This is a genomic window from Streptomyces sp. NPDC026301, from assembly GCF_055567935.1.
Window position 1 is genome coordinate 307,962 of the sequence record NZ_JBVHPN010000001.1, and the last position, 26,454, is coordinate 334,415.

Annotated in this window: 22 protein-coding genes and 1 pseudogene; 17 read left to right on the forward strand and 6 right to left on the reverse strand. The window is 72.0% G+C overall.

Annotated elements, in window-relative coordinates; genetic code table 11:
* Positions 1–65: 65 nt before the first annotated feature.
* Both kdgD (ACZ4MH_RS01385) and ACZ4MH_RS01390 read right to left on the reverse strand, forming a co-directional pair.
* Complete coding sequence (gene kdgD / locus ACZ4MH_RS01385) at positions 66–986, reverse strand: 5-dehydro-4-deoxyglucarate dehydratase (RefSeq protein WP_351599132.1); 921 nt, start codon at positions 984–986, stop codon at positions 66–68.
* Between the two features lie 279 nt (positions 987–1,265).
* Positions 1,266–2,141, reverse strand: a complete 876-nt coding sequence (locus tag ACZ4MH_RS01390; RefSeq protein WP_351599133.1) for a LysR family transcriptional regulator — start codon at positions 2,139–2,141, stop codon at positions 1,266–1,268.
* Between the two features lie 238 nt (positions 2,142–2,379).
* Between ACZ4MH_RS01390 and ACZ4MH_RS01395 the strand changes: the two genes are divergently transcribed.
* The 6 genes from ACZ4MH_RS01395 to ACZ4MH_RS01420 all read left to right on the forward strand — a co-directional run bounded on the left by ACZ4MH_RS01395 (position 2,380) and on the right by ACZ4MH_RS01420 (position 9,646).
* Complete coding sequence (locus tag ACZ4MH_RS01395; RefSeq protein WP_351599134.1) at positions 2,380–3,552, forward strand: L-talarate/galactarate dehydratase; 1,173 nt, start codon at positions 2,380–2,382, stop codon at positions 3,550–3,552.
* 299 nt (positions 3,553–3,851) lie between these two features.
* Positions 3,852–4,781 carry a 5-dehydro-4-deoxyglucarate dehydratase gene (gene kdgD / locus ACZ4MH_RS01400; protein WP_351587115.1) on the forward strand — a complete coding sequence of 310 codons (930 nt, stop codon included), beginning with the start codon at positions 3,852–3,854 and terminating at the stop codon, positions 4,779–4,781.
* 57 nt (positions 4,782–4,838) lie between these two features.
* Positions 4,839–6,449 carry an aldehyde dehydrogenase (NADP(+)) gene (locus ACZ4MH_RS01405; protein WP_351587117.1) on the forward strand — a complete coding sequence of 537 codons (1,611 nt, stop codon included), beginning with the start codon at positions 4,839–4,841 and terminating at the stop codon, positions 6,447–6,449.
* A 491-nt stretch (positions 6,450–6,940) separates the two neighbouring features.
* Positions 6,941–7,204: a hypothetical protein gene (locus ACZ4MH_RS01410; protein WP_351587119.1), complete on the forward strand. Its 264-nt coding sequence runs from the start codon at positions 6,941–6,943 to the stop codon at positions 7,202–7,204.
* 615 nt (positions 7,205–7,819) lie between these two features.
* Positions 7,820–7,960 (forward strand): hypothetical protein, encoded by a 141-nt coding sequence (locus ACZ4MH_RS01415; RefSeq protein WP_351587121.1) that lies wholly within the window; start codon positions 7,820–7,822, stop codon positions 7,958–7,960.
* A 957-nt stretch (positions 7,961–8,917) separates the two neighbouring features.
* Positions 8,918–9,646 (forward strand): TetR/AcrR family transcriptional regulator, encoded by a 729-nt coding sequence (locus ACZ4MH_RS01420; protein ID WP_351587123.1) that lies wholly within the window; start codon positions 8,918–8,920, stop codon positions 9,644–9,646.
* 51 nt (positions 9,647–9,697) lie between these two features.
* Here ACZ4MH_RS01420 and ACZ4MH_RS01425 read toward each other — a convergent pair whose 3' ends face one another.
* Entirely contained in the window at positions 9,698–11,131 is a 1,434-nt protein-coding gene (locus tag ACZ4MH_RS01425; RefSeq protein ID WP_351587291.1) for an LVIVD repeat-containing protein, read from the reverse strand.
* Between the two features lie 313 nt (positions 11,132–11,444).
* Between ACZ4MH_RS01425 and ACZ4MH_RS01430 the strand changes: the two genes are divergently transcribed.
* Positions 11,445–12,227 carry a DUF305 domain-containing protein gene (locus ACZ4MH_RS01430; RefSeq protein ID WP_351587125.1) on the forward strand — a complete coding sequence of 261 codons (783 nt, stop codon included), beginning with the start codon at positions 11,445–11,447 and terminating at the stop codon, positions 12,225–12,227.
* A 160-nt stretch (positions 12,228–12,387) separates the two neighbouring features.
* Positions 12,388–13,752 (forward strand): FAD-dependent oxidoreductase, encoded by a 1,365-nt coding sequence (locus tag ACZ4MH_RS01435; RefSeq protein ID WP_351587127.1) that lies wholly within the window; start codon positions 12,388–12,390, stop codon positions 13,750–13,752.
* A 48-nt stretch (positions 13,753–13,800) separates the two neighbouring features.
* Here ACZ4MH_RS01435 and ACZ4MH_RS01440 read toward each other — a convergent pair whose 3' ends face one another.
* Complete coding sequence (locus ACZ4MH_RS01440; protein ID WP_351587129.1) at positions 13,801–15,063, reverse strand: sensor histidine kinase; 1,263 nt, start codon at positions 15,061–15,063, stop codon at positions 13,801–13,803.
* Positions 15,060–15,758 carry a response regulator transcription factor gene (locus tag ACZ4MH_RS01445; protein WP_351587131.1) on the reverse strand — a complete coding sequence of 233 codons (699 nt, stop codon included), beginning with the start codon at positions 15,756–15,758 and terminating at the stop codon, positions 15,060–15,062. The genes ACZ4MH_RS01440 and ACZ4MH_RS01445 overlap by 4 nt, the downstream gene beginning before the upstream one ends.
* Positions 15,759–15,958: 200 nt before the next feature.
* Here ACZ4MH_RS01445 and ACZ4MH_RS01450 point away from each other — a divergent pair, with 200 nt between their 5' ends.
* Entirely contained in the window at positions 15,959–16,798 is an 840-nt protein-coding gene (locus ACZ4MH_RS01450) for a DUF4344 domain-containing metallopeptidase (protein WP_351587133.1), read from the forward strand.
* Here ACZ4MH_RS01450 and ACZ4MH_RS01455 read toward each other — a convergent pair.
* Positions 16,749–17,159 carry an ArsR/SmtB family transcription factor gene (locus ACZ4MH_RS01455; protein ID WP_351587135.1) on the reverse strand — a complete coding sequence of 137 codons (411 nt, stop codon included), beginning with the start codon at positions 17,157–17,159 and terminating at the stop codon, positions 16,749–16,751. The two genes, ACZ4MH_RS01450 and ACZ4MH_RS01455, sit on opposite strands and share 50 nt — an antisense overlap.
* Before the next feature lie 345 nt (positions 17,160–17,504).
* On the opposite strand from ACZ4MH_RS01455, the gene ACZ4MH_RS01460 reads away from it, so the two are divergent.
* The 8 genes and pseudogenes from ACZ4MH_RS01460 to ACZ4MH_RS01495 all read left to right on the forward strand — a co-directional run.
* On the forward strand, positions 17,505–18,539 hold the full coding sequence (locus tag ACZ4MH_RS01460) for a 2,5-dihydroxypyridine 5,6-dioxygenase NicX family protein (protein WP_351587137.1): 1,035 nt from the start codon (positions 17,505–17,507) through the stop codon (positions 18,537–18,539).
* Between the two features lie 42 nt (positions 18,540–18,581).
* Positions 18,582–19,850: an FAD-dependent monooxygenase gene (locus tag ACZ4MH_RS01465; RefSeq protein WP_351587139.1), complete on the forward strand. Its 1,269-nt coding sequence runs from the start codon at positions 18,582–18,584 to the stop codon at positions 19,848–19,850.
* Between the two features lie 27 nt (positions 19,851–19,877).
* Positions 19,878–21,272 (forward strand): MFS transporter, encoded by a 1,395-nt coding sequence (locus ACZ4MH_RS01470; RefSeq protein ID WP_351587141.1) that lies wholly within the window; start codon positions 19,878–19,880, stop codon positions 21,270–21,272.
* Positions 21,273–21,298: 26 nt separating this feature from the next.
* The gene (locus ACZ4MH_RS01475) at positions 21,299–22,147 is read left to right on the forward strand and encodes an FAD binding domain-containing protein (protein ID WP_351587143.1); all 849 of its coding nucleotides are present in this window, start codon (positions 21,299–21,301) and stop codon (positions 22,145–22,147) included.
* Positions 22,144–24,519, forward strand: a complete 2,376-nt coding sequence (locus tag ACZ4MH_RS01480; RefSeq protein ID WP_351587145.1) for a xanthine dehydrogenase family protein molybdopterin-binding subunit — start codon at positions 22,144–22,146, stop codon at positions 24,517–24,519. The genes ACZ4MH_RS01475 and ACZ4MH_RS01480 overlap by 4 nt, the downstream gene beginning before the upstream one ends.
* Positions 24,516–25,028: a (2Fe-2S)-binding protein gene (locus tag ACZ4MH_RS01485; RefSeq protein ID WP_351587147.1), complete on the forward strand. Its 513-nt coding sequence runs from the start codon at positions 24,516–24,518 to the stop codon at positions 25,026–25,028. The genes ACZ4MH_RS01480 and ACZ4MH_RS01485 overlap by 4 nt, the downstream gene beginning before the upstream one ends.
* Positions 25,028–25,699 carry an SRPBCC family protein gene (locus ACZ4MH_RS01490; RefSeq protein ID WP_351587149.1) on the forward strand — a complete coding sequence of 224 codons (672 nt, stop codon included), beginning with the start codon at positions 25,028–25,030 and terminating at the stop codon, positions 25,697–25,699. Before ACZ4MH_RS01485 ends, ACZ4MH_RS01490 begins: the two co-directional genes overlap by 1 nt.
* Positions 25,696–26,343 (forward strand): annotated as a pseudogene (locus tag ACZ4MH_RS01495) (isochorismatase family protein); the annotation flags it as partial. The gene ACZ4MH_RS01490 and the pseudogene ACZ4MH_RS01495, both read left to right, overlap by 4 nt.
* Positions 26,344–26,454: the final 111 nt, after the last annotated feature.

Here is a 26,454-nt window from a genome sequence, read left to right on the forward strand (position 1 = left end):
GGATGCGGCGGGTGTGCCCGGCGGCCGGGCGGCGGTGCCGGTGGTGCCGGGCGGGTGGCGGCGGCTCAGGCGCCGATGCGCCGGACGAGGGCGGTGAGCTGTTCCAGCTCGGCCGGTTCCAGGTCGGTGAGCGGCGCGCGCACCGGTCCCGCCGGGTGGCCGGTGACCGTCATGCCGGCCTTGACGATGGACACCGCGTAGCCCGGCTTGCGGTCACGGATCCGCGTGTAGGGCAGGACGAAGTCGCGGAGCATGCGCAGTACGTCGGTACGGCGGCGCTCCCGGACCGCCGCGTAGAAGTCGAGGGCGAACTCGGGTACGAAGTTGAAGAGGGCCGAGGAGTAGGTGGTCACGCCCACTTCGAGGAGCGGCAGGGCGTAGGTCTCGGCCGTGGGGAGGCCGCCGATGTAGGTGAGGCGGTCGCCCAGCCGGGCGTGCAGCCGGGTGAGGGGGTCGATGTCGCCGACGCCGTCCTTGAAGCCGATCAGGTTGGGGCAGCGCTCGGCGAGGCGGGCGACGGTGTCCGGCGCGTAGACGGCGTTGGACCGGCTGTAGACGATGACGCCGAGGCCGGTGGCCCGGCAGACCGCCTCGACGTGTGCGGCGAGCCCGTCCTGCGGGGCCTCGGTGAGGTACGGCGGGAAGAGCAGCAGGCCGTCGGCGCCGGCGCGCTCGGCGGCCTTGGCGAACTCGACGGCGGTCGACGTGCCGTGGCCGGCCGGGGCGACGATCGGGGTTCCGGCGGGCGCGCTGTCCACGGCGGCGGTGACGACCCGCTCCACCTCCGCCGGGGAGAGCGAAAAGAATTCCCCGGTGCCGCCGGCCGCGAAGAGGCCCGCCACGTCGTACTTGCCGAGGCGTGCGACGTTCGCCCGGTACGCGTCCTCGTCGAAGGCGTGGTCCTCGGTGCGGAAGTGGGTCACCGGGAAGGAGAGCAGGCCGGAGCCGAGGCGTCGGCCCAGGTCAGCAGGGGTGAGGTCGGTCATGGCAGGGGGCTCCTGGCGTAGCGCGGAGACGTGCGGCTCACGCGGCTTCCCGTCCCGGGCGCGGCCCGTCCACGGCCTCCGGAACTTCCGCGGGGGGGGGCGGGGCGCTCGGTGCTGCCCGGGCGGAAGCCGCTTCGAATTGCTGGCCGGAACGTTAAGAGCCTGTTGCGATGCGGGTCCAACACCATTTCGGCATCCTGCGATACCCGGCGCGTATCGTTCCGCGCGCCCGATGGTGCGGTGTCTCACCGGCCGGCACCGAGGCGCCGGGGGCATTCCTCACAGATGCCGCAGGAGGGCGTGCAGGGCCGGGTTGTCATTGGCCTTGCGCCACACCAGGTGCAGCTCGACGGGGGTGGGGTCGGGCAGTTCCAGGGGCCGGAAAGTGATGCCGGAGAACCGCATCTGGGCGGCCGCCTCGGGAACGAAGGCGATGCCCCAGCCCGCGTTGACCATCGCCAGCAGGCTGTGCACCTGGCTGAGGTACTGGGTGAAGCGCGGGGTGACGCGGGCCTCCCGGAAGATGCTGACCAGCAGTTCGTGGAAGTAGCGGGCCTCCACCGGCGAGTACATGAGCACCTGCTGCCCGTCGAAGTCGCCGATGCGCAGCGGATCGTCGCCGGCGCCGAGCGGGTGGTCGCGGGGCACGGCGGCCAGCAGGCCCTCCCGGATGGCGGGGCGGGTCGCCAGGTCGGGCCCGGTGCTGGAAGGGCGGATCATGCCGAGGTCGAGGGAGCCCTCGGTGATCGCTTCGAGCTGGTCGCGGGTGACCTTCTCGCGCAGCACGATCTCCGTGCCGGGCATCGTGGAGCGGGCCACGTCGAGCAGTGTGCCGAGTGCGGAGTAGGCGCTGGCCGCGGTGAATCCGATGGCGATGGCGCCGGCCTCTCCGGCGGAGACCTGCTTGGCGGAGAGGGTGGCCGCTTCGGCCTGGCGGAGGATGTTGCGTGCTTCGTTGAGGAAGGCCCGGCCGGCGGGCGTGAGGCGGACGGTGCGGTTCGTACGGTCCAGGAGCTGCACGCCCAGTTCGTGTTCGAGCAGTTGTATTTGCCGGCTCAGCGGGGGCTGGGTCATGCGCAGGCGCTCGGCAGCCCGGGTGAAGTGCAGCTCCTCGGCCACCGCGACAAAGCTCACCAACTGCACGAGCGTAAACACTGATGCCCTCCCGGTATTGAATCATCCAAAAACTAAGTTGGACGTGGATCAATCGCCGACCTTAGCGTCAGGAAAAACCCACGGAGAGCCGCCCCTCCCCCGCAGACGCTTCGCCACGAGCCCTTGCCGTACCGGGCCGGACTGGCGTATTCCCGCTCCGCCCGCCCACGCGGCCGACGGCGTCCGCAACCGCCTTCCGCTCCATCCGCCCACTACCCCAGGGACACAAGTGGTGACCATGACGCACACAGCCACCTCCGCCGCCGGCCGTCGCGGCGAGGTGACCCTCGACACCATCGCCTGGCTCAAGCTCTCCTCGGTGACCCTGCCGCTGGCCACGCCGATCAGCGACGCCAAGGTGCTCACCGGGCGGCAGAAGCCGATGACCGAGGTGGCCATGCTGTTCGTCGAGATCGAGACCGAGCAGGGGCACCGGGGCATCGGCTTCAGCTACTCCAAGCGCGCCGGCGGACCGGCCCAGTACGCCCACGCCAAGGAGATCGCCGACGAGCTGATCGGCGAGGACCCGAGCGACATCGGCAAGCTGTGGACCAAGCTCGTATGGGCCGGCGCCTCGGTCGGACGCAGTGGTGTCGCCACTCAGGCCATCGCCGCCGTCGACGTCGCCCTGTGGGACCTGAAGGCCAAGCGGGCCGGGCTGCCGCTGGCCAAGCTGCTGGGCGCCCACCGCGACTCGGTGCGCTGTTACAACACCTCCGGCGGCTTCCTGCACACCCCCACGGAGCAGGTCCTCGACAACGCCACCGCCTCACTGGCCAGCGGCATCGGCGGCATCAAGATCAAGGTCGGACACCCGGACGGCAAGGTGGACCTGCGCCGCCTCACCGCCGTACGCGAGCGCATCGGCGACGACGTGCCGTTGATGGTCGACGCCAACCAGCAGTGGGACCGGCCCACTGCCCAGCGCATGGGCCGCGCCATGGAGGAGTTCGGCCTCGTCTGGATCGAGGAACCGCTCGACGCCTACGACGCGGAGGGGCACGCGGCCCTCGCCGCCTCGCTGGACACCCCGGTCGCCACCGGCGAGATGCTGGCCAGCGTCGCCGAGCACTACGAACTCATCCGGCAGAAGGCCGCCGACGTCATCCAGCCGGACGCCCCGCGCATCGGCGGCATCACCCAGTTCCTGAAGCTCGCCGCGCTGGCCGAGCACCATCACCTCCAGCTCGCCCCGCACTTCGCCATGGAGATCCACCTCCACCTCGCCGCCGCCTACCCCATCGAGCCGTGGGTGGAGCACTTCGACTGGCTGGAGCCGCTGTTCAACGAGCGCCTCACGATCAGCGACGGACGAATGCACGTCCCCGCACGCCCCGGCCTCGGAATCACCCTCAGCGAGCAGGCCCGCGCCTGGACGCAGGCCACGCACGAGGCCGGCAAGCGCCCCTGAACCCTCCGTACCGCTCCCCCGACCGCCCGCCCGGCGCCTCGCCGCCGGCGGCACCCGCCCGGCGCGGGCCCCGCTGACCTGGACAGCGCGGGGCCCGCGCCGGGCGCGTTGCGTTCGGCGCGTGGTGCTCCCTGTTCGCTTCGGACGCCGGCGTCCGCCGAGCGGTCAACAGGGAAGCAGTGATGCCCGTTGAGTATTGATGGATGCGAAAAGGGTGTTGGACCTGCATGACTCGCGGCTCGTAGCGTCGTATCCACCGATCGGCACCCCACCCCACGACCAGACAGCGGAGACCACGGATGACGTCCTTCAGCCCGTCGGAGCTCGCCCAGCGCATCGGCTCGGGCCTGCTCTCCTTCCCCGTCACCCACTTCGACGCCGACGACCTCTCCTTCGCCGATGGCGCCTACCGCGACAACATCGAGCGGCTGGCGAAGTACGAGGTCGGCGGGTTGTTCGCGGCAGGCGGCACCGGCGAGTTCTTCTCGTTGACCGCCGCCGAGACCGAGCAGGTGGTGACCGCGGCCGTCCAGGCGGCCCCCGAAGGGACGCCCATCCTCGCCCCGGCCGGCTACGGCACGCGCACCGCCGTGGAGTACGCCAGGGCCGCCGAGCGCACCGGAGCCGACGGCATCCTGCTCTTCCCGCCCTACCTCACCGAGGCCGGGCAGGAGGGCCTCGCCCGGCATGTGGCCGCCGTCTGCCGCGAGACCTCCCTCGGCGTCATCGTCTACGGCCGCGCCAACGCCACGTACACCGATGAAACCCTCGCCCGCCTCGCCGACGAGTGCCCCAACCTCATCGGCTACAAGGACGGCACCGGCGACATCGACGCCATGACCCGCATCTACACCCGGCTCGGCGACCGCCTCACCTACGTGGGCGGCCTGCCCACCGCGGAGACCTACGCCCTGCCGTACCTCGAACTCGGCGTCACCACCTACTCCTCGGCCATCTTCAACTTCCTCCCCGACTTCGCCCTGGAGTTCTACGCCGCCGTCCGCGGCCGCGACCACGACACCGTGCGCACCCTGCTCAGGGACTTCGTCCTGCCGTACACCGAGATCCGCAACCGCAGGGCGGGGTACGCGGTGAGCATCGTCAAGGCCGGCATGACCGCCACGGGGAACGGCGCCGGTCCCGTACGGCCCCCGCTGACCGACCTGGCGGAGGCCGAACTCGCGGAGCTGACCGAGCTGATCGGGAAGCTGCCGGCCACCGCCGCCTGACGCTGCATCACATCGCACCGCACCCGTACGCGCACCCGTACAGAAGGACGATCCCAGGTGACCGCAACACCTCCCCCTCCGCACGAACTCCAGCCCCGGGGCACGATGTTCATCGGCGCCGACGCCGTCGCCGGCACCGGTACGGGCATCCGGTCCCGCAACCCGGAGACCGGCGAGGAACTCGACCCCGCCTACCCCACGGCCTCCCCCGCCGACATCGAGCGGGCCTGCCGGCTCGCCGAGGAAGCCTTCGACGCCTACCGCGCCGTCCACCCCCGGGACCGCGCCCGGTTCCTGGAGCGCATCGCCCATCACCTCACCCTGGCCGGTGACGCGCTCGTCGAGCGCGCCCGGCGCGAAACCGGCCTGTCCGCCGCCCGGCTCGCCGGAGAGGTGGTCCGCACCACCGGCCAGCTGCGGATGTTCGCCGAGGTGCTCGGCGAGGGCAGCTGGCACGGCGCCCGTATCGATCCCGCGCAGCCCGACCGCAGCCCGCAGCCCCGCGTCGACATCCGGCAGCGCCGCATCCCGCTGGGCCCCGTAGCCGTGTTCGGCGCCGGCAACTTCCCGCTCGCCTTCTCCGTCCTCGGCGGCGACACCGCGTCGGCCCTGGCCGCCGGCTGCCCCGTCGTCGTCAAGGCGCACGAGGCGCACCTCGGCACCTCCGAGCTGGCCGCCCGCGCCATCCGTGCCGCCGTCGCCGACACCGGCCTGCCCGAGGGGGTCTTCTCGCTGCTCATCGGCGCGGGACACGACACCGGGACCCGGCTCGTGACCGACCCCCGCATCCAAGCCGTCGGCTTCACCGGCTCCCGTACGGCGGGCCATGCACTGGTGCGGGCCGCCGCCGAGCGCCCCGTTCCCATCCCGGTGTACGCCGAGATGAGCAGCGTCAACCCGGTCGTCCTCCTGCCCGGCGCGCTCGCCGAACGCCCGGAGGAACTCGCCGACGCCTTCACCGAATCGCTCGTGCTGGGCGCGGGCCAGTTCTGCACCAACCCCGGCCTCGTGATCGCCGTCGAGGGCGACGGTCTCGACGCCTTCGCGGCACGGGCGGCCGGCACCATCGACGGCAACGCCGGCGGCACCATGCTCACGCCCGGCATCGCGGAGTCCTACCGGCGGGAGACGGCGGCGGTGGGCGCCCGGCCGGGCGTCCAGGTCCTGGCCCGCGGCGCGCAGCCGCCCACCGCGAGCGGCGGCCGCTCCCTGCTCATGGCCGTGGACGGTGACGACTTCCGCGCCGACCCCGAGTTGCAGCGCGAGATGTTCGGCGCGGCCTCGCTGCTCATCCGCTGCCGCGACCTGAAGCACGTCACCGATGTCCTCGAAGCGCTGGAGGGCCAGCTCACGGCCACCGTGCACACCGCCGACGCCGATCTCGACGAGGCGCGCGCACTGCTGCCGGTCCTCGAACGCCGGGCCGGGCGCGTGTTGTTCAACGGCTGGCCCACCGGCGTGGAGGTCGGTCACGCCATGGTCCACGGCGGACCGTACCCGGCCACCTCCGACGCCCGCACCACCTCCGTCGGCTCCCTGGCCATCGAGCGCTTCCTGCGCCCCGTCGCCTACCAGAACGTCCCCGACGGTCTCCTCCCGCCGCCCCTCCAGGACGCCAACCCGTACGGCATCCCCCGCCGCATCGACGGCCGGCTCGACCTCGGCTGACGCCCGGTCCCACTAACGGCAGTCGATCCGGGCACCGCCCGCCCCCGCGACCGGTCGGGGGCGGGCACGCGGGCTGCGCAGGCCCGTCGGTACGGCGTGATTGCCTGCTGAACGCCGCCGTTGCGCTGCTGCACGCTCGGGGGGGGAGCTCTACCGGGGCGCGCGGGCCGTGCCGCGCGAGCCACGACAGCGATCGCGCCACCGGGGGAACCATGGCCGTCGAACCGCAGCAGCAGGAGACCCCGCTGGGGCCTGCGGGACGCGCTGACCAAGTCCGCCGACGTGTGCCGCCGGCTGACCAGCGCTCCCACCGACAACCTGCTCGACCAGCTCGTGGAACACGCCGCCGAGCGTGCCGTGTTGCGGGTACTGCCGACCACCCCGCCGGAAACCGGCACGCTGACGCAGCTGGGTGCGGTCCGGAAGCTCGGTGACGAGACCGGCGCGACCGTCCCGGCGCGCACGGACGCCTGCGTGCCGCCCCCCTGGACGTGCGCATCGCCGAGCTCCTGCGCGACGCCGGCACCGACCTCGCCGACCTCGCCGACCGGTACCAGGTTCTGCGGGCCGAGATCAGTACCTCCGGACTCGCCTTCGCCCAGGCCAAGCTCGAGCTGGCGCTCGCCTTCCATCACGCGGTCCGCGACGACCAGGAGGGGACCGCCGCCGGCATCGGCCGGCTGCGCGAGCTCACCCGCGAGCGGTGGTTTGCGCTGGTCACCGCTCGGCGCGCGCACATGCGGACCCTGCAATAGCCCCAGTCGTCACGCAGATCTCGTGCGACACAGTGGGCGCAAATTGCAACAGCTACCCACAGTGTCGAGACGACCGTCGCGTCGCCAGAGGTGTCGAGCACGGCGAGGGTGGCGTCGGGGAGCATGCTGTCCGACGCCGGAGCGTGGGCAACAACTCGCGCATCGCAGCAGCCCTGATCAGGACCAGGGCCGCTGCACGGGCTTCTGGGCAAAGAGTTTCTCAATTAGTCGCACAAGTACGGGCGTTCAGGGTTGGCGGTTCATCTGGAATCCGACCCTCCTGTGTGACATTGGCGACTCCCCCAAGGGGAACTGGCACTCCGTTCCGCACGTACCGGAGAGAGTTGCTGCAGCTAAGAGACCCATCGCGCAGCACAGTTGACGATCCATGTATGGGGCAGTCGCTCAACGGGGCACGCAGTGCCGCGCTCCCCGTGCCGCAAGGGGGAGTTGGGGGCACCACGGATTACGCAGCGTGGGGGTACTCTGCTCTGCAATCAGTCACCCCAGGGGCTCGCGAACACTCGTGCCTCCCCGGGGAGTCCACGAAGGTTGTGGGCCCACCCGCCGACCTGCGAAATCCGCAGGTCGCACGGATAGGGGTGATGGATCCCGATGGCCGAGGAAGTTGATGAGCCGGAGGGGCACTGCCGCTGCTGCAGCAAGCGGATGCCGCCGCACCGAAGGGCGGCCCGCTGGCTGGGGCCGGTGCTCTACGTGATCTACAAGATCACGTGGGACCACTGGTCGCTGTAACGCGAAGAGCCCCGACCTAACGGTCGGGGCCGCGCTGCAGACGGAGTGCTGAGGGAGGGCCTCACCAGGATGCTTCGCGGGCGTCAGGTGGGGCCTTCCGCATATTCCGAATGCGGTTACCGCCGCGTATGCAAGAAAAAGACCGCCATTGTGGCGACGATCACACTCGGCTGCGACGATGCCCCCATCTTGCCTTGCACTGCTTCGGTTGTGCACCGTCTGGCCACATGTTGATCTGCCCCCTTCGGCCCGGCTTATACGGCAACACCCCAGGTTGGCAGCCCTTTGATCACCCCTGAGTGACACACTTCACAACCCCCAAGGGTGACTGGAAGCACACCCGCGCGGCCGAATTTAGGGGGGATTTGCTGGTGAAGACTGCACGCAAACGGACAGAACCGACCGCACGGCAGCGCGCGGGGGCACTGTACCCGCCCCCACTGACAATCGCCGGTCACCGACCACGGCTTCGTCGGCAGGGCGACAGTCTCCGGCCGCCTCGGCGGTGCATCGCGGCCATGACGCAAGCCCTGGATGCGCAAAGCCACCAAAGCGACAGTGCCGCGCTCGGTCACACCGGCAACTTCGGCATCGCTCCCAGTGGACTGATGGGCCGTCTTTTCGGCGACTCGTCGTAGTCCACAGAGGACCTGACGATCCCAAGAGACTTGGCTTCCTGCGCGACATCACCGTCGTCATCGCCACTCTCTGGGCCGCCGTACCTTCCAGCGGGGCTGACTCAGCGCGTCGACGGTCCTGACCCCCAGTCAGGAAAGTCAGCGTTGAGTCAGCATTGGGTCAGCATTGGTCCGCCCAGAGATGCTGCGACCTGCTTCGGGCGATCCCCCGCGTCGCCCGAAGCAGGCGGCTTGACCGGATACCGCCTCGGGTCGGGGCGGGTGTCCGGCGACTCGCTGAGTATATTGGCTGAGAGCCAGTCAACGCAGGAGTTACAGCATGTCCCCCCGCAGCGCATCGGTCAACGAAGAATTGCGGCGGCGTTCCCGGGAACGGCTGCTGCAGGCGACGGTCGAGCTGGTGGACGAGCGGGGGTACGAAGCGACGACGCTGGGGGACATCGCGGAGCGGGCCGGGTCGGCGCGTGGCCTGATCTCGTACTACTTCCCGAGTAAGCGGCAGCTCCTGCAGTCCGCCGTGCACCGGCTGATGCATCTGTCGCTGGAGGCCGGGCTGCGTCGGGAGCCGTATCCGGACGGGCCGGACGCCGGGCGGGAGTTGCTGGCCCGGGCGATCGACGCGATCCTGGGGCTGGCCCGGGACCGGCCCAAGCTGATGCGGACGCACATGGCGGGCATCCTGACCGCCGAGGGGTTCATCCAGTGCCCCGAGCAGCAGCGGCTCGCGCAGCTGCTGCGGGACACGGTCGTGGCGTACGGCTCGGCCGACCCCGACACCGACTATCCGCTGCTGCGCGCACTGCTCATGGGTGCGGTGGTCGCCGTACTGCTGCCGGGCGCGCCGATGCCGGTCACCCGGCTGCGCGGCGAGCTGTTCCAGCGGTACGGGCTGGACTGGGAGTTCGGCGCCCCGCCGGACGGTGAGCGAGAACCGTCCGGCGGGATGTTGCCGATGGAACAGACGGAGCAGACGGAACAGACACGACAGATGGGTCAGACGGGGCAGGTAGAGCAGCAGCCGGCGTTGGCGACGCCGGGTCAGCAGTAACCAGGCCCCGCCCAGCGGTGGCCGGGCCCCGTCAGCGGTAGTCGGGCCCCGTCAGCGGTAGTCGGGCTGGGTTTGGACGTTCAGTTCGGGGAGGTGGACCGAGCGCGCGCTGTCGGTGCGGCGGTCGTCGATCTTCAGGACGTCGAAGCCCTTGGCCATGTCGTTGGAGTAGATGTGGCCGTTGTAGTAGTACGCGGACCAGGAGCCACCGCCGACGAGGGTGTCGGCGGAGAGCGGGCCGCGCTCGAAGTAGCCGATCTCCTTGGGCGCGGTGGAGTCGGTGAAGTCCCAGATGGACACGCCGCCCTGGTACCACGCCTGCACCATGATGTCGCGGCCCTTGACCGGGATCAGTGAGCCGTTGTGCGCGACGCAGTTCTCGGTGTCGGCCTGGTGGCGCGGGATCTTGTAGTAGCCGCGGAAGACCAGCTTGCGGTCGTCGCCCTTGCCGGTGATGTCGTAGATGCCGTCGGCACCGCGGGTCGGGCCGGTCTTCTCGTTGCAGGTGGCCGCTCCGCCGCCGCCCAGTTCGTCGGTGAAGACGACCTTCTTGCCGCTCTCGTTGAACGTGGCGGAGTGCCAGAACGCGAAGTTCACGTTGTCCTGGACCCGGTCGATGACCTTGGGCGCCGCGGGGTTCTTGATGTCGAGCAGGATGCCGTCACCCATGCACGCGCCGGCCGCCAGCTTCAGCTTCGGGAAGGTGGTGAGGTCGTGGCAGCCCGTGGTCTTCGAGACGCCGGGGTTGTCGGGGCCGCCCGGGTTGCCGCCGTCGGGGAAGAGCACCGGGAAGTCGACGACCGCGGCCTTCTCGGGGGCCGAGCGCGGCACCTTGATGACGGAGATCCCGTCGTGCGGGGGTTTGCAGTCGGGGAACGTCTCGCTGGGCGAGTACGACGACACGTAGATGTAGACGTTCTTGCCGTCGGGCGCCAGGGTGTGGGTGTGCGAGCCGCACGCGGTCTCGACGGCGGCGACGTACTCGGGGTTTTCCTTGTCGCTGATGTCGAAGACCTTCATGCCCTCCCAGGAGGACTTCTCGGTCGCTGGCTGCGTGGTGCTGCTGCAGGAGTCGTCGCTGCGCGAGGAGTCCGTGGACAGGAAGAGCAGGTCGCCGGAGACCGACACGTCGTTCTGCGAGCCGGGACAGAGGACCTGGCTCACGGTACGGGGTGCGCTGGGCCGGGATATGTCGTAGATCGCGAAGCCGTCGTAGTTGCCGGCGAACGCGTACTTCCCCTGGAAGGCGAGGTCCGAATTGGTGCTCTTCAGCGCCGTCTTGGGGAGGTTGGCGAGGTGCCGGACGTTGTCGCTGTGGACGATCTCGTCCACGCCGGGGATCTCGCCGTTCGCCATGGCCGCCTTGGTGTCGGCCCGCTGACCGCTGCTCACTTCCTTGTGTACGGACGGGGTGTCGCCCGGGTCCGGGGTGGCGGCGGCCGGTCCGGCCGCGAACAGCGAGGCGACCAGGCCGCACGCGGCCACGGCCGCGCGGAGGTGCCCGCGGCGCCCGAGGACCCGGCGTGCGAGGGGCCGGCGTGCGAGGGGCCGACGTGCGAGTGGTCTTCGTACGGCGGAGCTGTCGGTGGGTCTGTCGGTGGGTCTGTCGGTGGGGATGTCGGTGAGCTTGACGGTGGAGCTGTCGGTGGGTCTGTGCGTCGATGACGTCACAGCGTCCTCCCTTGAGTCCGTCCGAGTGAGTCCGTCCGGGATGGGAACGGTTGTTCTGGGTCTGGGTTTGACCCTGGGTAGTATCGCGCTGCTCATGTACATCTCAATAGAGGGCAATGAAGATGTCATGCGTGGGCAACGAACCGGCCGGTCGAGGACAGGAGTTCCCGTGAAGCGTTCCAGGAGACCCGCCGCCGGGATCGTCGCGGCCGTCGCCGCCGCGGTCCTCGGACTGAGCGGGTGTTCGGCGGGTGGCGGCCGGGCGGACGCGGCCGCCGGTGACGCCGGGCAGCAGGTCATCGCGCCCGGGAAGCCCGGCGAACCGGCCCGCACGCTCTCCGCCGACGAGGCGCGCAAGGAAATCGGCGACGACTCGCCGAACTCCGCCGACTTCGGATACGTCCGGATGATGATCGAGCACCACGCGCAGGCCCTGGTGATGACCGAACTCGCCGGTAAACACGCCGAGTCGACGACGGTGCGGCGGATCGCCGACCGGATCGACGCCGCCCAGCGGCCCGAGATCGACGCGATGAAGGGCTGGTTGACGACCCACGGCGGCGACAAGGGGCAGGACGGTCATGGCCAGCACGGCAGCCATGGCGAACACAGCAGCCAGGGCGAGCACGGCAGCCAGGGTGAGCAGAGCAGTCATGGCGAACACGGCGCGGAGCACGCCGCCATGCCCGGTATGGCGACCGACGCCCAGCTCGGGCGGCTGCGCGCGGCCCGTGGCGAGCGCTTCGACGCGCTCTTCCTGAAGCTGATGATCACCCACCACCAGGGCGCGGTGACCATGGCCACGGATGTGCTGTCCGAAGGCAACAACGTCCGCGTGGAGGAGATGGCGACCGACGTCATCGCCCAGCAGACGGCCGAGATCGAGCGGATGCGGAAGGCGGCGCCGTAGGGCCTGTCGTCCCGTGCGGCGGGCGGGGCGGCGCAGGGCGCGTGTTTCGGATCATTCCCGTGGCGTTTTGCGCCACACCAGGGGGCACATCCGCGCGGCACACTCCCCTCACCCGCACGGCGGTGCGATCCTGGAGACATCCCGCGAAAGGGGCCTCCCAGTGCTTCGTGTCGCAGTGATCGGTTCGGGACCGAGCGGGGTCTACACCGCTCAGGCTCTCGTTCAGCAAGAGGCCGTCCCGGACGTCGAGGTGTACGTCCTGGACCGGCTGCCATGCCCGTACGGACTCGTGCGGTACGGCGTGGCGCCCGACCACGAGAAGATCAAGACCCTGCAGCGCACGCTCCGGACCGTGCTCGAACACCCACGGGTCCATTTCCTGGGCCACGTGGACGTCGGCACGGGCGGGCTCGACCACGCCGAGCTGCGCCGCATCTTCCACGCGGTGGTGTACTGCGTGGGCGCCGCCACCGACCGGCGGCTCGGCATCCCGGGCGAGGAGCTGCCGGGCAGCCGCTCCGCCACGGAGTTCGTGTCCTGGTACAGCGCGCACCCGGACGCGGCGGCGGCCGGCGGCTTCGCGCTCGGCAGGTCGTCCGCCGTGGTCATCGGCATGGGCAACGTCGCCGTCGACGTGGCGCGCATTCTCGCCCGCGCGGCCGGCGACCTGGTGCCGACGGACGTGCCGCAGCCCGCCCTGGAGGCGCTCGCCGGCAGTGGTGTGCGCGACGTCTGGATGGTGGGGCGGCGCGGCCCCACGCAGGCGAAGTTCACCACGAAGGAGCTGCGGGAGCTGGGTGCGCTGCCCGGCGCCGACGTGGTCGTACGCCCCGATGAGCTGGCGATGGATCCGGCGTGCGGCGCGGACCCGGGCGCGCTGCCGGCCGTGGTGCGGCGCAACGTCGACGTGCTGCGGGAGTGGGCGCAGCGGCCCGCATCGCCGCCGGACGGCCCACGGCGCCGCATTCACCTGCGGTTCTACCTGCGCCCCACCGAGCTGGTCGGCGATGCGCGGGACGGTGTGCGGGCCGTGCGGTTCGAGCGGACCGCGCCGGACGGGCAGGGCGGGGTGCGCGGCACCGGGGAGTACGAGGACATCGAGGCGGGGCTGGTGCTGCGCTCGGTGGGGTACCGCGGAGTGGCGCAGCCGGGGCTGCCGTTCGACGCGGCGACGGGGACGGTACCGAACGCGGAGGGGCGGGTGCTGCGGGACGGCACACCGTGCGCGGGCGAGTACGTCGCCGGGTGGATCAAGCGCGGGCCGACCGGCGTGATCGGCACGAACCGGCCGTGCGCGAAGCAGACGGTGGGCTCGCTGCTCGCCGACGCGCCGGGGCTGGCCGGGCAGGAGCTGCCGGCGAACCCGGTGGCGGCGCTGCGGCTGGCCGGGCAGCGGCCGGTGCCGTGGCCGGGCTGGCTGGGCATCGAGGCGGCGGAGGCGGCGCTGGGCCAGGAGCTGGGGCGTTCGACGGTCAAGATCCCGGACTGGGAGGGCTTGCTGGAGGCGGCGCGGGCGGGGAAGTGAGGACGGCCCCCAGCGGCTGCCCCGCTACAGCCTGCCCGCCGGGCCCCGTCACCCTCTCCCCGTCGGGAACCCCGCGCTGACCGCAAACCCGCCGTCGCCCGTCGGATGCGCGGCGAACGTGCCGCCGAGCAGCAGCGCGCGCTCCCGCAGGCCCAGCAGGCCGTGGCCGCCCTCTGGCAGCGCCGACTCCCCGGGTGCCGCGGCCGGGCCGTTGCGCACGTCCACGGTCAGCCACTCCCCCGCCGTACGGTTGTCCGTCACGTCCACGGTGACCCGGACATCCGCGCCGGGCGCGTGCTTGCGTACGTTCGTCAGCGCTTCCTGGACGGTCCGGTAGGCGGCGCGTTCGACCGCTTCGGGCCAGCCGCGCGCTGCCGCGTTGTCTCCACCGAACGTGGCGTCCCCGCCGAGCGCGCCGTCGAGGTCCAGGGCCACCCGCAGGCCGCTCTCCGCCGCCAGCCGGGGCAGGTCGGCCAGGCGGGGCTGCGGGGCGAGCCCGGCGCCCGTACCGCCGCCGGAGCGCAGCGCCCCGACCATGTGCCGCAGCTCCTCCAGGGTCTTCGCGGCGAGGTCGCGCACGGTGCCGGCGCGCTCCCGGGAGGCGTCGTCCCCGCAGGTCATCTGCAGCGCCCCGGCCTGCAGGCTGATCAGGCTCACCTGGTGCGCGACGACGTCGTGCATCTCGCGCGCGAGCCGGGCCCGCTCGGTGGTCACCGCCCGCTCGGCCCGCAGCTCCGCCTCCCGGTGGCGGCTCTCGGTGAGGTCCCGGACGCGCTCCCGCAGCTGGGTCCGCGCCCGCGCCCAGCGCCCGAACACGGCGGCGCCGGCGCCGAGGACGCAGGAGTCGAGCAGGTCCAGGAGGCTCTGGCGGTCCGCGGTGGGGGTGTAGTCGCCGAGGGGGTACGGGAGGTAGTGCACGAGGGCCAGGGCCGCGGCCCCCGCCACGACGAGGGCGGTGCCGGCGCGCCGGGCCGCGAGCGTGCAGAGGGCGATCATCGGGGCGAACCAGATGTACCCGATGTACATGCCCAGCAGCGTGACCACGAGGGCCACTTCGGGGCAGCGGCGCCGGAGCGGCAGGACGAGGGCGGACGCGAGCGAGGTCCACAGGCCGAGGCCCGGCCGCACGCCGTGGACCAGGAAGGCGTCCACCAGCCCGAGGGCCACGGGGAGCGTCGGTGCGAGGACGCCGCGTACCGGTAGCGGACGGCGGGGCAGCCGGGCGACGGCGGTCGCGCCGGCCGGACCGACGTCCGTACCGTCGTGCACGGCCGGGGCGCCGGCCGGCTTGGCGGCCGTGCCGTCGTTCACCGCCGCGCGTCCCCGTACGCCCCGTTCACCCCGTACGCCCGGTCCGCCTCGCCCAGCCGCACCAGTCCCGCCCGGTCGGCGATCACCGCGGCCTGTACGCGGTTGAGTCCGCCCAGCTTTCCGAGCAGCGCGCTGACGTGGTCCTTGACCGTGCCGTGCGCCAAGTGCAGGCGCAGCGCGATCTCGCCGTTCGGCAGGCCCTCGCCGACCAGCGCGAGCACCTGGCGCTCGCGGTCGGTGAGGCCGCCGACGCTGCGGGCCGCGGCCGCGTCCGGCTTGCCGCCGAGGTAACCGCCGATCACGGCCGGGGTGACGCCGGGCGCGAGCACCCGGCCGCCGTCGGCCAGTACGCGTACGGCGTGCACGAGTTGTTCGGGCGCGGTGTCCTTCAGGAGGAAGCCGGCGGCCCCGTCGTGCAGCGCGGCGCCGAGGTACTCCTCGCCGTCGAAGGTGGTCAGCATGGCGGTCTTCGGGGGCTGCGGCAGGTCGCGCAGCCCGCGCAGGATGGTCAGGCCGTCCACGTCCGGCATCCGGATGTCCAGCAGCAGCACGTCCGGGCGGTGGGCCAGCAGCGTGGCCCGCGCCTCGGCGCCGCCGCAGTCGGCGACCACCTCGATGTCGGGCGCGGAGCCGAGGATCAGCCGCAGCCCGGAACGCACCAGTTCCTCGTCGTCGACGACCACGACCCGAATCACCCGAGCTCCTCGTTCCCGCTGCCGGCCGCCGGTCCCGGAGGTCCGCGCGGTGCTTCCCGCGGTCGAGGTTACGGCAGGTAAGGGGCGCCGGAACGGGACCTGAAGAGGAGATCGCGGGTGTCCGCCCCCGCCGGTCGGCGGGGCGTGCCGCGGACCGGCGGGGGATCCGCCGGCGGGCCGGGGCGGCGAGGGTTGCGGGCATGACAGGAAAGCACGCAGCGCCCAAGGCGCGGTCCCGGCGCGGCGCGGCGCTCCGCAGGACCGTACTGACCACCACAGCGCTGACCGGCCTCTCGGCCACGCTGGTCGCCGCCGCGCCCGGTCACGCCGCCTCCGGGTACACCGCCGCTCCCGTCCGCGGCCTGGTGCCGGAGTACGCGAAGCCCGGCAGCGGCGGGGCGGACGAGCGGGCGTTCCTCCAGCGGAACCACCTGCTGGAGCGGGTCTCGGGCAAGCTCAACACCCGGCTGCGCATCCCGGCGAAGATCCGGATGACCGGCCGCTCGTGCGGGAACAGCGACATCGCGTACGACCCGGGCAGGGGCCGGATCGACGTCTGCTACGAGTTCGTCGCCGAGGTCCGCGACATGTTCAAGGACGCCGGGTACGGCAGGGTCGGCGAGCGGACGGCGGGCGTGGTGTCGGAGACGCTGTACCACGAGTCGGCGCACGCGCTGATCGACAAGCTGCACCTGCCGTTCACCGGCCACGAGGAGGACGCCGCCGACCAGTTCGCCGCGTACAACCTGATCCCGCAGGGCCGCGGGGGCCAGGAGTCGCTGCTCGCCGCAGCGGAGAACTACGACCTGTACGCGCGGGAGGAGGCGGGCCACATCGACCACTCCGACGAGCACTCCCCCAGCGCCGCGCGCGCCGCGAACTACCGCTCCTACCTCTACGGCGCCGACCCGAAGCGCTGGCGCTCACTCGTCGACGGCACGCACCTGACGCGCGCCCGCTCGGAGTACTCCCGGGAGGACTACCAGGACCTCAGGGCCGGCTGGTCGCACCTGTTGCGGCCGCACCTGCGCCGGCGCTGAGGCCGGCCGCCGCCTGCCGCCGGGCCGCGGCGAGGACGGTGTCCAGCAGGCCCGGGAAGAGCCCTTCCAGGTCGTCCCTGCGCAGCGCGTTCATCTTGGCCGTGCCGCGGTACGCCTGGGTGATCACGCCGTGTTCGCGCAGCACCCGGAAGTGGTGGGTGAGCGTCGACTTGCTGACGGGCGCGTCGAAGACCGAGCAGGAGCATTCCCCTTCGGCCTCGTCCAGCACCAGCACGATCCCGAGGCGGACGGGGTCGGCGAGCGCGTGCAGCACGTCCTCCAGCCGGATGTCGTCGCGGCTCGGGTGCCCCAGCACGCGCGGGGCGTTCCCGGTCGGCGTTGGGGTGACGGCGGGCGGCATGACGGCTCCTGTCGGTCGGCGCACGAGGGCCGGGCGGACGGTGAATGTACGAGACCTATCGTACTTCCCGGCCGCCCGGCCCGCCATGTTTCCGGCGCGTTCCGGCACGAAAGAACGGGGTGAACTCGCGCCACACCCCTTGCCAAGGCGAGATCGTACGTGTTCGGATTATCTCCATCGGGACGCGCCGACCGGCGCGTCACCGCAGATCAGAGCATGATCAGAGCATGTTCGGCGGGCTCATCACGCATGTCTGCGCACGCTTGCGCCCGCCCCGCACGACGCACTCCACGGGCTCACGAGCCCACGTTGCCCGTACGTTCCCCGTACGTCCTTGGAGGACCCGTGTTCGATCTTTCCTCCGTCGACCTGCTCGACGCCTTCACCCGCGAACTGCGCCTGTGCAAGCTCCGCAGCGACGAGCACGTCGTCGTGCTCGCCGAGCCGGGCAGCCGCGGCGACTACGTGGCGGCCGCCTTCGGCGCCGCCAAGGCGTGCGGCGCCCACGTCATCGCCGCCACCGTGCCCGGCGGCACCCCGGCCCCGATGCCCAGCACGCACACCGGCGCGGGCCCCGGCCTCACCTCCGTACTCCACGACACCACCGCCCAGGACCTGCTGAAATCCGCCGACCTGGTCGTCGACCTGACCCGCGAGGGATTCATCCACGCGCCCGTCCAGCAGGAGATCCTCAAGGCCGGCACGCGCATCATCTTCGTCTGCGACGCCCCCGACGTCCTCGTACGGAATCTGCCGAAGGAGGCGGACAAGGCGGCGGTGCTGGAAGGCGTCGAGCTGCTGAAGCGGTCGTCCGTCATGCGGGTCACGTCCGCGGCGGGCACCGATCTGACGGTGCGGCTCAGCGGCTCGAAGCCGGAGTTCCAGTGCGGCTTCGCGGACGACCCGGGGCGCTGGGACCACTGGCCCAGCACGATGGTGCTGTGCTGGCCGGAGATCTCCGACGGGCGGATCGTGCTCGCCGAGGGCGACATCCTGCTGCCGTTCAAGGAGTACGTACGGGAGCCGGTCACCCTGGAGATCGCCGCGGGCCACATCGAGAAGGTGACCGGCGGGGCCGAGGCCGCGCTGCTGAACACCTTCTTCGAGGACGCGGACGACAAGTGGGGCCGCAGCCTCTCCCACATGGGGTGGGGTCTGATGCGTACGGCGGACTGGTTCGCCACCGCGATGTACGGCAAGGACGAGCTGATGGGCATGGACGCCCGCGCCTTCGCCGGCAACTTCCTGTGGTCCACGGGCCCGCACCCGGTGCTCGGCCGCGAGTCCTACGCGCACCTCGACATCGCGATGCGCGGCTGCACCGTCTCGGTCGACGGCACCGAGGTCGTCGTGGCCGGCCGGCTCGCCGAGGACGGCTGACCGGCCCCGCCCTTCGTATCCCGACAACGCCTTGGAGGAACAGTGGCGCCCAGCCAGTCGTACCAAGTCACCATCGTCGGCGGCGGTCTCGGCGGCATGACCGCCGCGCTGGCCCTGCGTCATCAGGGCCTGCGGGTCACCGTCCTGGAGCAGGCGGCGCAGCTGGGCGAGGTCGGCGCGGGTATCCAGACCGCGCCCAACGCCAGCCGGGTCCTGCTCGGGCTCGGCCTGCGCCGGCAGCTGGCGGCCATCCACACCGAGCCGCTGGACCAGGTCAGGCGGCGCTGGCAGGACGGCAGCATCATCGGCCTCACGTCGCTGGGGCAGCACTGCAAGGACCGGTACAACGCCCCCTACTGGCACTACCACCGGGCCGACCTGCACCGCGTGATCATGGAGGCGTGCCTCGACCCGGCGGGTCCCGGGCCGGCCGTGGAGGTGCACACCTCCAGCCGGGTCGCGGAGCTGGACCGGTCCGACCCCGCCCGGCCGGTGGCCGTGACCGACGACGGCCGCCGGTACGCCGGGGACGTGCTGATCGGCGCCGACGGCATCCGCAGCCGGGTGCGCGACCTGATGGGCGCGGCCGACACGCTGGAGTTCTCCGGCGAGATGGCCTTCCGGGCGCTGATCCCCGGCGACCTGATCGCGGCCGACCCCGCCACCCGCTGGCTGGTCGACCGGTACCAGAGCACCATCTGGTACGGCCCGGACCGGCATCTGGTCCACTACATGATCCGGCGCGGGGAGTTCCTCAACATCGTCGCGTGTGTGCCTTGCACGGACGAGGTCGCCGAGAAGTGGACCGTCGCCGCGACCACGCAGGACCTGGTGGATGCCTTCCCCGGGTGGGACGACCGGGTGCCCGCGATGCTCTCCAAGGCCAAGGAGGACGTCAGCTGCTTCGCGCTCTACCACCGGCGCCGGGACCCGGTCTGGATGGACGGCCGCGTCGCGCTGCTGGGCGACTCCTGCCACGCCATGCTCCCGTACCAGGCGCAGGGCGCCTCGCAGGCGATGGAGGACGCGGCGGTGCTCGCGGAGGAGCTGGGCGGTGTGCACACCGGTGACGTCGAGGCGGCGCTGCGGCGCTATGTCTCCCGGCGGGCCAAGCACGCGGGGATGGTGCAGGACGCCTCGCTGCAGAACAAGACCTTCTACCACTTCCCCGACGGGCCCGAGCAGCGCGCCCGGGACGAGAAGCTCCGGCGCTTCGAGGGCGAGTCCGACCTGTCCTACGAGTGGCTGTGGGGCGGCACCCCGCTCCACGACCCCGACGCCGTCGCCTTCTCCTACCAGTTCGCCCGCTGACCCACCCGGCTGTCCCTTGGAGCGACCATGAAGACAGGCGATCAGATCGTCCAGGACCTCCCCTGGAGATGGGGAGTCCAGGGCCGGATCTTCCTCATCGGCGGCCTCGGCTACCTCTTCGACGCGTACGACATCGCGCTCAACGGCTTCCTGATGCCGCTGGTCGGCGCGCACTTCGACCTCTCGCTCGGCGCCCGCGGCCTGGTCGCCACCGCCAACCTGGTCGGCATGGCCGTCGGTGCGGTGGCGTGGGGCGCGGTCGCGGACCGCATCGGCCGCAAGAAGGCGTTCAGTGTCACTCTGCTGATCTTCGCGGTGTTCTCGGTGCTCGGCGCGCTCGCCCCGGCCTACCCGGTCTTCCTGGCCCTGCGCTTCCTGGCAGGCGTCGGGCTCGGCGGCTGCATCCCGGTCGACTACGCGCTGGTGGGCGAGTTCTCGCCGCGGAAGTACCGGGGGCGGGTGCTCACCGCGCTGGACGCGTGGTGGCCGGTGGGCGTGACACTGTGCGGCCTGGTGTCGACGGCGATGCTGACGCTGGACGACAACTGGCGGTGGATGCTCGCCACGATGAGCCTGCCCGCGCTGCTGCTCTTCTGGGTGCGCCGCGGCGTGCCCGAGTCGCCGGTCTACCTCACGCGGAAGGGCCGCGAGGCGGAGGCGCGAGCCGTCATCGACGACCTGGTGGCGCGCACCGGGGCGCCCGTCGAGCCGTACGTGATCCCGGATCCGGTGGTCGAGGAGCGGACGCGGGGCCCGCGGGCCGCGGTCGAACAGCTCGTCGGACTCTGGAAGTTCAGCCCGCGGATCACCTCCGCCGCCTGGCTGCTCTTCGCGACCGTCATGCTCGTCTACTACGCGGCGCTGAGCTGGCTGCCCTCCATCCTCAAGGAGGAGGGCCTCGGCGACACGGCGGCGTTCATGAACACCACACTGATGAGCGGCGTCGGCATCGTCGGCGTGCTGGTCTCCACCGCGCTGGTGGACCTGGTCGGCCGCAAGTGGCTGATCGGCGTCTCGGCGCCGATCGCTTCCCTGGCGCTGGTGGTCTTCGCGCTGGTGCTGAAGATGCCGACCGGGTCGGTCGTGGCCATCGGCGCCTTCGGCTTCCTGATGCAGCTGACCATCCCCGCGATGTACGCCTACGTCGCCGAGCTCTACCCGACGCGGCTGCGGGCGAGCGGCTTCGGCTGGGCCTCGTCCGTCAGCCGGGTGCTCACGGGATTCGCGCCGCTGCTGTTCGGCTCGGTGCTGTGGCCGGTGCTCGGGCTGCCGCTGACGTTCGCGGTACTCGGCCTGGCGGTACTGCTCGCCGTCGGCTGGATGGCGGTCGCGGCGCCCGAGACGAAGGGCCGGGCGCTGGACGGCACGGACCCGGACGCCCCGGCGGACGCGCCGCAGCCCGCACCCGAGCACACTCCCTGACCGCTCACCGTACCGAGAGGAGGACCATGAAACCCGCCCCCTTCCGCTACCACCGGGCGCGCAGTGCCGAGGACGCCACCCGGCTGCTGGCCGAGCTCGGCGACGAGGCGAAGGTCATCGCCGGCGGCCAGAGCCTGGTCGCGATGATGAACTACCGGCTGGCCCGGCCCGCCCACCTGGTCGACATCGGCGGTCTGCGCGCCCTCGACCACCTGCACACGGACGCCGACGGCGGCCTGCGCATCGGGGCGCTGACCACGCACCACACCGTGGAGACCGCCCCGCCGGGCGTCCTGGAGCCGGGGTTCGGCGTGCTGCGCCGGGCCATGCGCTGGATCGGGCATCTGCCGATCCGGACCCGCGGCACGGTCGGCGGCAGCCTCGCGCACGCCGACGCCACCGCCGAGTGGTGCCTGCTGGCCGTCGCGCTCGGCGCCGAGCTGGTGGCCGAGGGCCCGCACGGGCAACGCCGTATCCGCGCCGAGGACTTCTTCTTCGGGTACTACACCACCGCGCTGGACCCCGGCGAACTCCTCGTCGAGGTCGTCTTCCCGCGGCCCGCGCCGCACGCCGCGCTCACCGAATTCGCCGAGCGCCAAGGGGACTTCGCGATCGTGGCGGCCGCCGTGGACCTCGACGTCGAGGACGGGGCGGTACGCGGTGGGCGGGTGGCGCTGGGCGGCGTGGCCCCCGCGCCGGTACGGATTCCGGCGGCGGAAGCCGTGCTGGCCGGTGGCGGCACCTTCGCCGAGTGCGCGGCCGCCGCGGCCGACGCGAGCGATCCGCCCGGCGACGCCAACGGCAGCCCGGCATACCGCCGGCACCTCATCCGCACCCTTGTCGAGCGCGCCTGCGAGGAGGCGATGTCACCGTGACACCCCGTACGGAGGACCGGCTGGTCGGCCAATCGGTCGCCCGCCGCGAGGACCCACGGCTGCTCTCCGGCCGCGGCCGGTTCGTCGACGACATCGCGCTGCCGGGGATGCTGCACGCGCAGTTCGTCCGCAGCACCGTCGCGCACGCCGAGGTCACCGCCGTCGACCTGAGCGCGGTGCGCCACGTACCGGGCGTGGTCGCGGCGTTCACCGCCGAGGACCTGGAGCTGGCCGACATCACGGCCCGGCTGGACCGCCCGCTCACCGAATTCGTCCCCACGGCCATGCCGGTGCTCGCCCGGGACCGGGTCCGGTACGTCGGCGAGCCCCTCGCCATCGTCGTCGCCCGGGACGCGTACGCCGCCGAGGACGGCCTGGAGGCGGCCAAGGTGAGCTATGCGCCGCTGCCCCCGGTGACCTGCGAGGACGATGCGCTCGCGCCCGGTGCGCCGCTCCTCCACGACGACGCGCCGCGCAACACCCTCGTCGACGTCTCCCTCTTCGCCTCGGAAGGCATCGACGCGGTCTTCGCGGCCGCGCCGTGCGTGGTGCACGTCGACTCCCGGACGGGACGCCAGAACGCACTGCCGCTGGAGACCCGCGGCACGGTGGCGCACTGGGACGACCGCGAGGAACAGCTCGTACTGGAGACCTGTACGCAGGTACCGCACCAGGTGCGCACCGTCGCCGCGCGCTGCCTGGGGCTGGACGAGCGGGCCGTACGGGTGCGGGTGCCGGACATGGGCGGCGGCTTCGGCCTGAAGTGCGTCGTCGGCCGCGAGGAGATCGCCGCCGCCGCTGCCGCGCTGCGGCTGCGCCGGCCGGTCAAGTGGATCGAGGACCGCAAGGACGCGCTGACCGCGTCGTTCCTCGCCCGCGAGCAGCACTACGACGTGCGGGCCGCGTTCGACGCCGAGGGCCGCATCCTGGGGCTGGACGCGGAGGTGGTGTGCGACATGGGCGCGTACTCCTGCTACCCGTTCACCGCGGGCATCGAGCCGCTGATGGCGTCGGCCGAGATGCCGGGCGTGTACAAGGTGCCCGCGTACCGGGTGCGCGGCCGGGCGGTCACCACCAACAAGGCGCCGACCGCGCCGTACCGGGGCGTGAGCCGGCCGCAGTACGTGATGGTGATCGAGCGGCTCTTCGAGCGGGCCGCGCGCGAACTGGGCCTGGACCCGGTCGAGATCCGCCGCCGCAACGTCATCACCGACTTCCCGTACACGGGCGTCAACGGCATCACCTACGACCCGGGCTCCTACCGCGAGTCGCTGGACCTGTGCGAGCGGGCGGTGCGGGCGGAGGGCTGGTACGAGAAGCGGGCGACGGCCGCCGCCGAGGGGCGCCACCTGGGCATCGGGTACTCCTGCTTCAGCGAGCGCACCGGCTACGGCTCCACCGCCTTCGCGCAGCGCAAGATGGAGGTGGTCCCCGGCTTCGATCTCTCCGAGGTCCGGATGGACACCAGCGGCGCGGTCACGGTCACCACCGGCACGATGAGCCACGGCCAGAGCCATGAGACGACCATGGCGCAGATCGTCGCCGACGAGCTGGGGCTGCCGCTCGCGAAGGTGAAGCTGCACCAGGGCGACACCGACCGGATCACCTACGGCTGGGGCACCTTCGCCAGCCGCTCGATCGCCGTCGGCGGCAGCGCGGTCCGGCTCGCCGCCGCCGAGCTGGGGGCCAAGCTGCGCCGGATCGCCGCGGCCCGCTGGGGCGTCGCCCCGGAGGAGACGGAGTGCGGCGAGGGGCTGGTCCGCCGCCGCGACGCGCCTTCCGTGACGCTCACGTACGAGCAGCTGGCCGAGATCGCGTACCTCAAGGCGCATCTGCTGCCGAAGGACATCGCACCGGGGCTGACCGGCACCGCCGCGTTCGATGTCTTCAACGACGGCACGTTCTCCAACGCCACCCACGCCTGCGTGGTGGAGCTGCACGAAGGCACCGGGCAGGTGGAGATCCTGCGGTACGTCTGCGTCGAGGACTGCGGCGTGGCCATCAACCCGCAGGTGGTGGAGGGCCAGTGCCGGGGCGGCATCGCGCAGGGCATCGCGGGCGCGCTGTTCGAGCAGGTGACGTACGACGCGCAGGGCGAGCCGTCCGCGACCGGCTTCATGGACTACAAGGTGCCCACCGCGCACGAGATCCCCGAGGTGGCGATCCACCATCTGGAGACGCCGTGCGCGTTCACCGAGACCGGCGCGAAGGGCGCCGGCGAGGGCGGCACGATCGGCGCCCCGGCCGCCGTGCTGAACGCCGTCAACGACGCCCTGCGCACCACCGGCGTCGAGCTGGACCACACCCCGATCACGCCGGAGGCGGTGCACGACGCACTGCGGCGGCAGCGGACCCTGGAGCGCGCCCGATGACCGATGCAGCGACTGATCTGCAGTTGATGACACTTGATGTCAACGGTGAGGAGCACGAGGTGCTCGCCGAGTCCCGGCGCACCCTCGTGGACGTACTCCGGCACGATCTGCGGCTGACAGGCACGCATGTCGGATGCGAACACGGGATCTGCGGCGCCTGCACGGTGCTGGTCGACGACCGTCCCGTACGGGCCTGCCTGATGTTCGCGGCACAGGCGGAGGGGGCGCGAATCCGTACCGTCGAGTCCCTTTCACAGGGCACCGACGAGTGTGAACTCAGCGATCTGCAGCAAGCGTTCAGCGCACACCACGGGCTCCAGTGCGGCTTCTGCACGCCCGGGTTCCTGATGCTCGCCGAGGGGTTCCTCGCCGAGCGGCCGGACGCGAGCAAGGAGGAGATCCGCGAGGTGGTCGCGGCCAACCTGTGCCGGTGCACCGGCTACCAGACCATCGTCGAGGCCATCGACGGCTGTGCGGCGGCCCGTCGGCGCGCCGGGAAGGAGAACTGATGCAGCTGACCAACACGGTCCCCGTGAAGGCCCCGCCGGACCAGGTGTTCGCGCTGCTCAACGATGTCGAGCGGGTCGCGTCCTGCATGCCGGGCGGCACGCTCACGGGGCAGGACGGGGACGCCTGGCAGGGCAGGGTGACGGTCCGGGTCGGCCCGGTCACGGCGGCGTACGCGGGGACCGTACGGTTCCTGGAGGCCGATGCCGGGGAGCGGCGGCTGCGGGTGCAGGCGCGCGGCGCCGACACGCACGGCAGCGGTGACGCCGAGGCCGAGGTCACGCTGGTGGTGGCGGAGGCGCCGGAGGGCGCGCTGCTGCGGCTGGACACGGACCTGGTCATCCGCGGGAAGATCGCGCAGTTCGGGAAGGGCGCGATCGGCGCGGTCTCGGACCGGATCCTGCAGCAGTTCGCGCAGAATCTGGGGAGTCTGCTGGATCAGGAGCGGGTGCCGGCGGCGGGTCCGTCGGCGATGCCTGCTGCCGCCGGCACTCCGGTCACCGCGGCCGCCGCCCCGGCCCCCGAGCTGGACGGCCTGGCGATGCTCGGCGGGCCCGCGCTCGCCAAGTACGGCCCGGTGGCCGCCGCCTTCGCCTTCGGGCTGTTCGAGGGCTGGCTGCTCGGCCGGATGGCCGGGCTGCGCCGCGAGCTGAAGGCGGCGAGGCGGGCATGAGCGCGAGCCAGTACGGAACGGCCACCGACCGCACCTACGACCGGGCCGGCTTCGGCGCCCCCGTGCGCCGCGGCAGCCGCCCCGCGATCGTGGTCGTCGACCTCACCCGCGGCTTCACCGAGGACTCCTTCCCCTCCGGCGCCGATCTGACCGAAGTCGTGGGCGCGACAAGGGAATTGATCGAGGCCGGCCGGGCCGCCGGGGTCCCGGTCGTGTTCACCGCCATCGCGTACACCCCCGCAGAGGCGGCCGGTGACGGCATCACCTGGCTGCAGAAGGCACAGGGGATGCGCGCCCTGCACGAAGGCAGCGAGGCCGTCGCGATCGATCCCCGGCTGCCGCGCCGCCCCGAGGACCATCTCGTCGTGAAGAAGGGCGCGTCGGCGTTCTTCGGCACCTCGCTCGCCGCCACGCTGACCGGCCTGGGCTGCGACACGGTCCTGATCTGCGGCGCGACAACGAGTGGCTGCGTACGCGCCACCGCGGTGGACGCCGTGCAGTCCGGCTTCCCCGTCCTCGTACCGCGCGAGTGCGTGGGCGACCGCGCGCCCGGACCGCACGAAGCGAACCTCTTCGACATCCAGGCGAAGTACGGCGACGTCATCGGACTCGCCGAAGCGGTCGACTATCTCAAGGAACTCCCCATGCCGCAGCACGACATGCCGCAGCACGCACAGGACCGGCGGTCGATCAGCCAGGCCGCGTCGGCGGACCTCGCCGACATTCCCGCCACCAGCCGCTGGGTACGCTCCGGC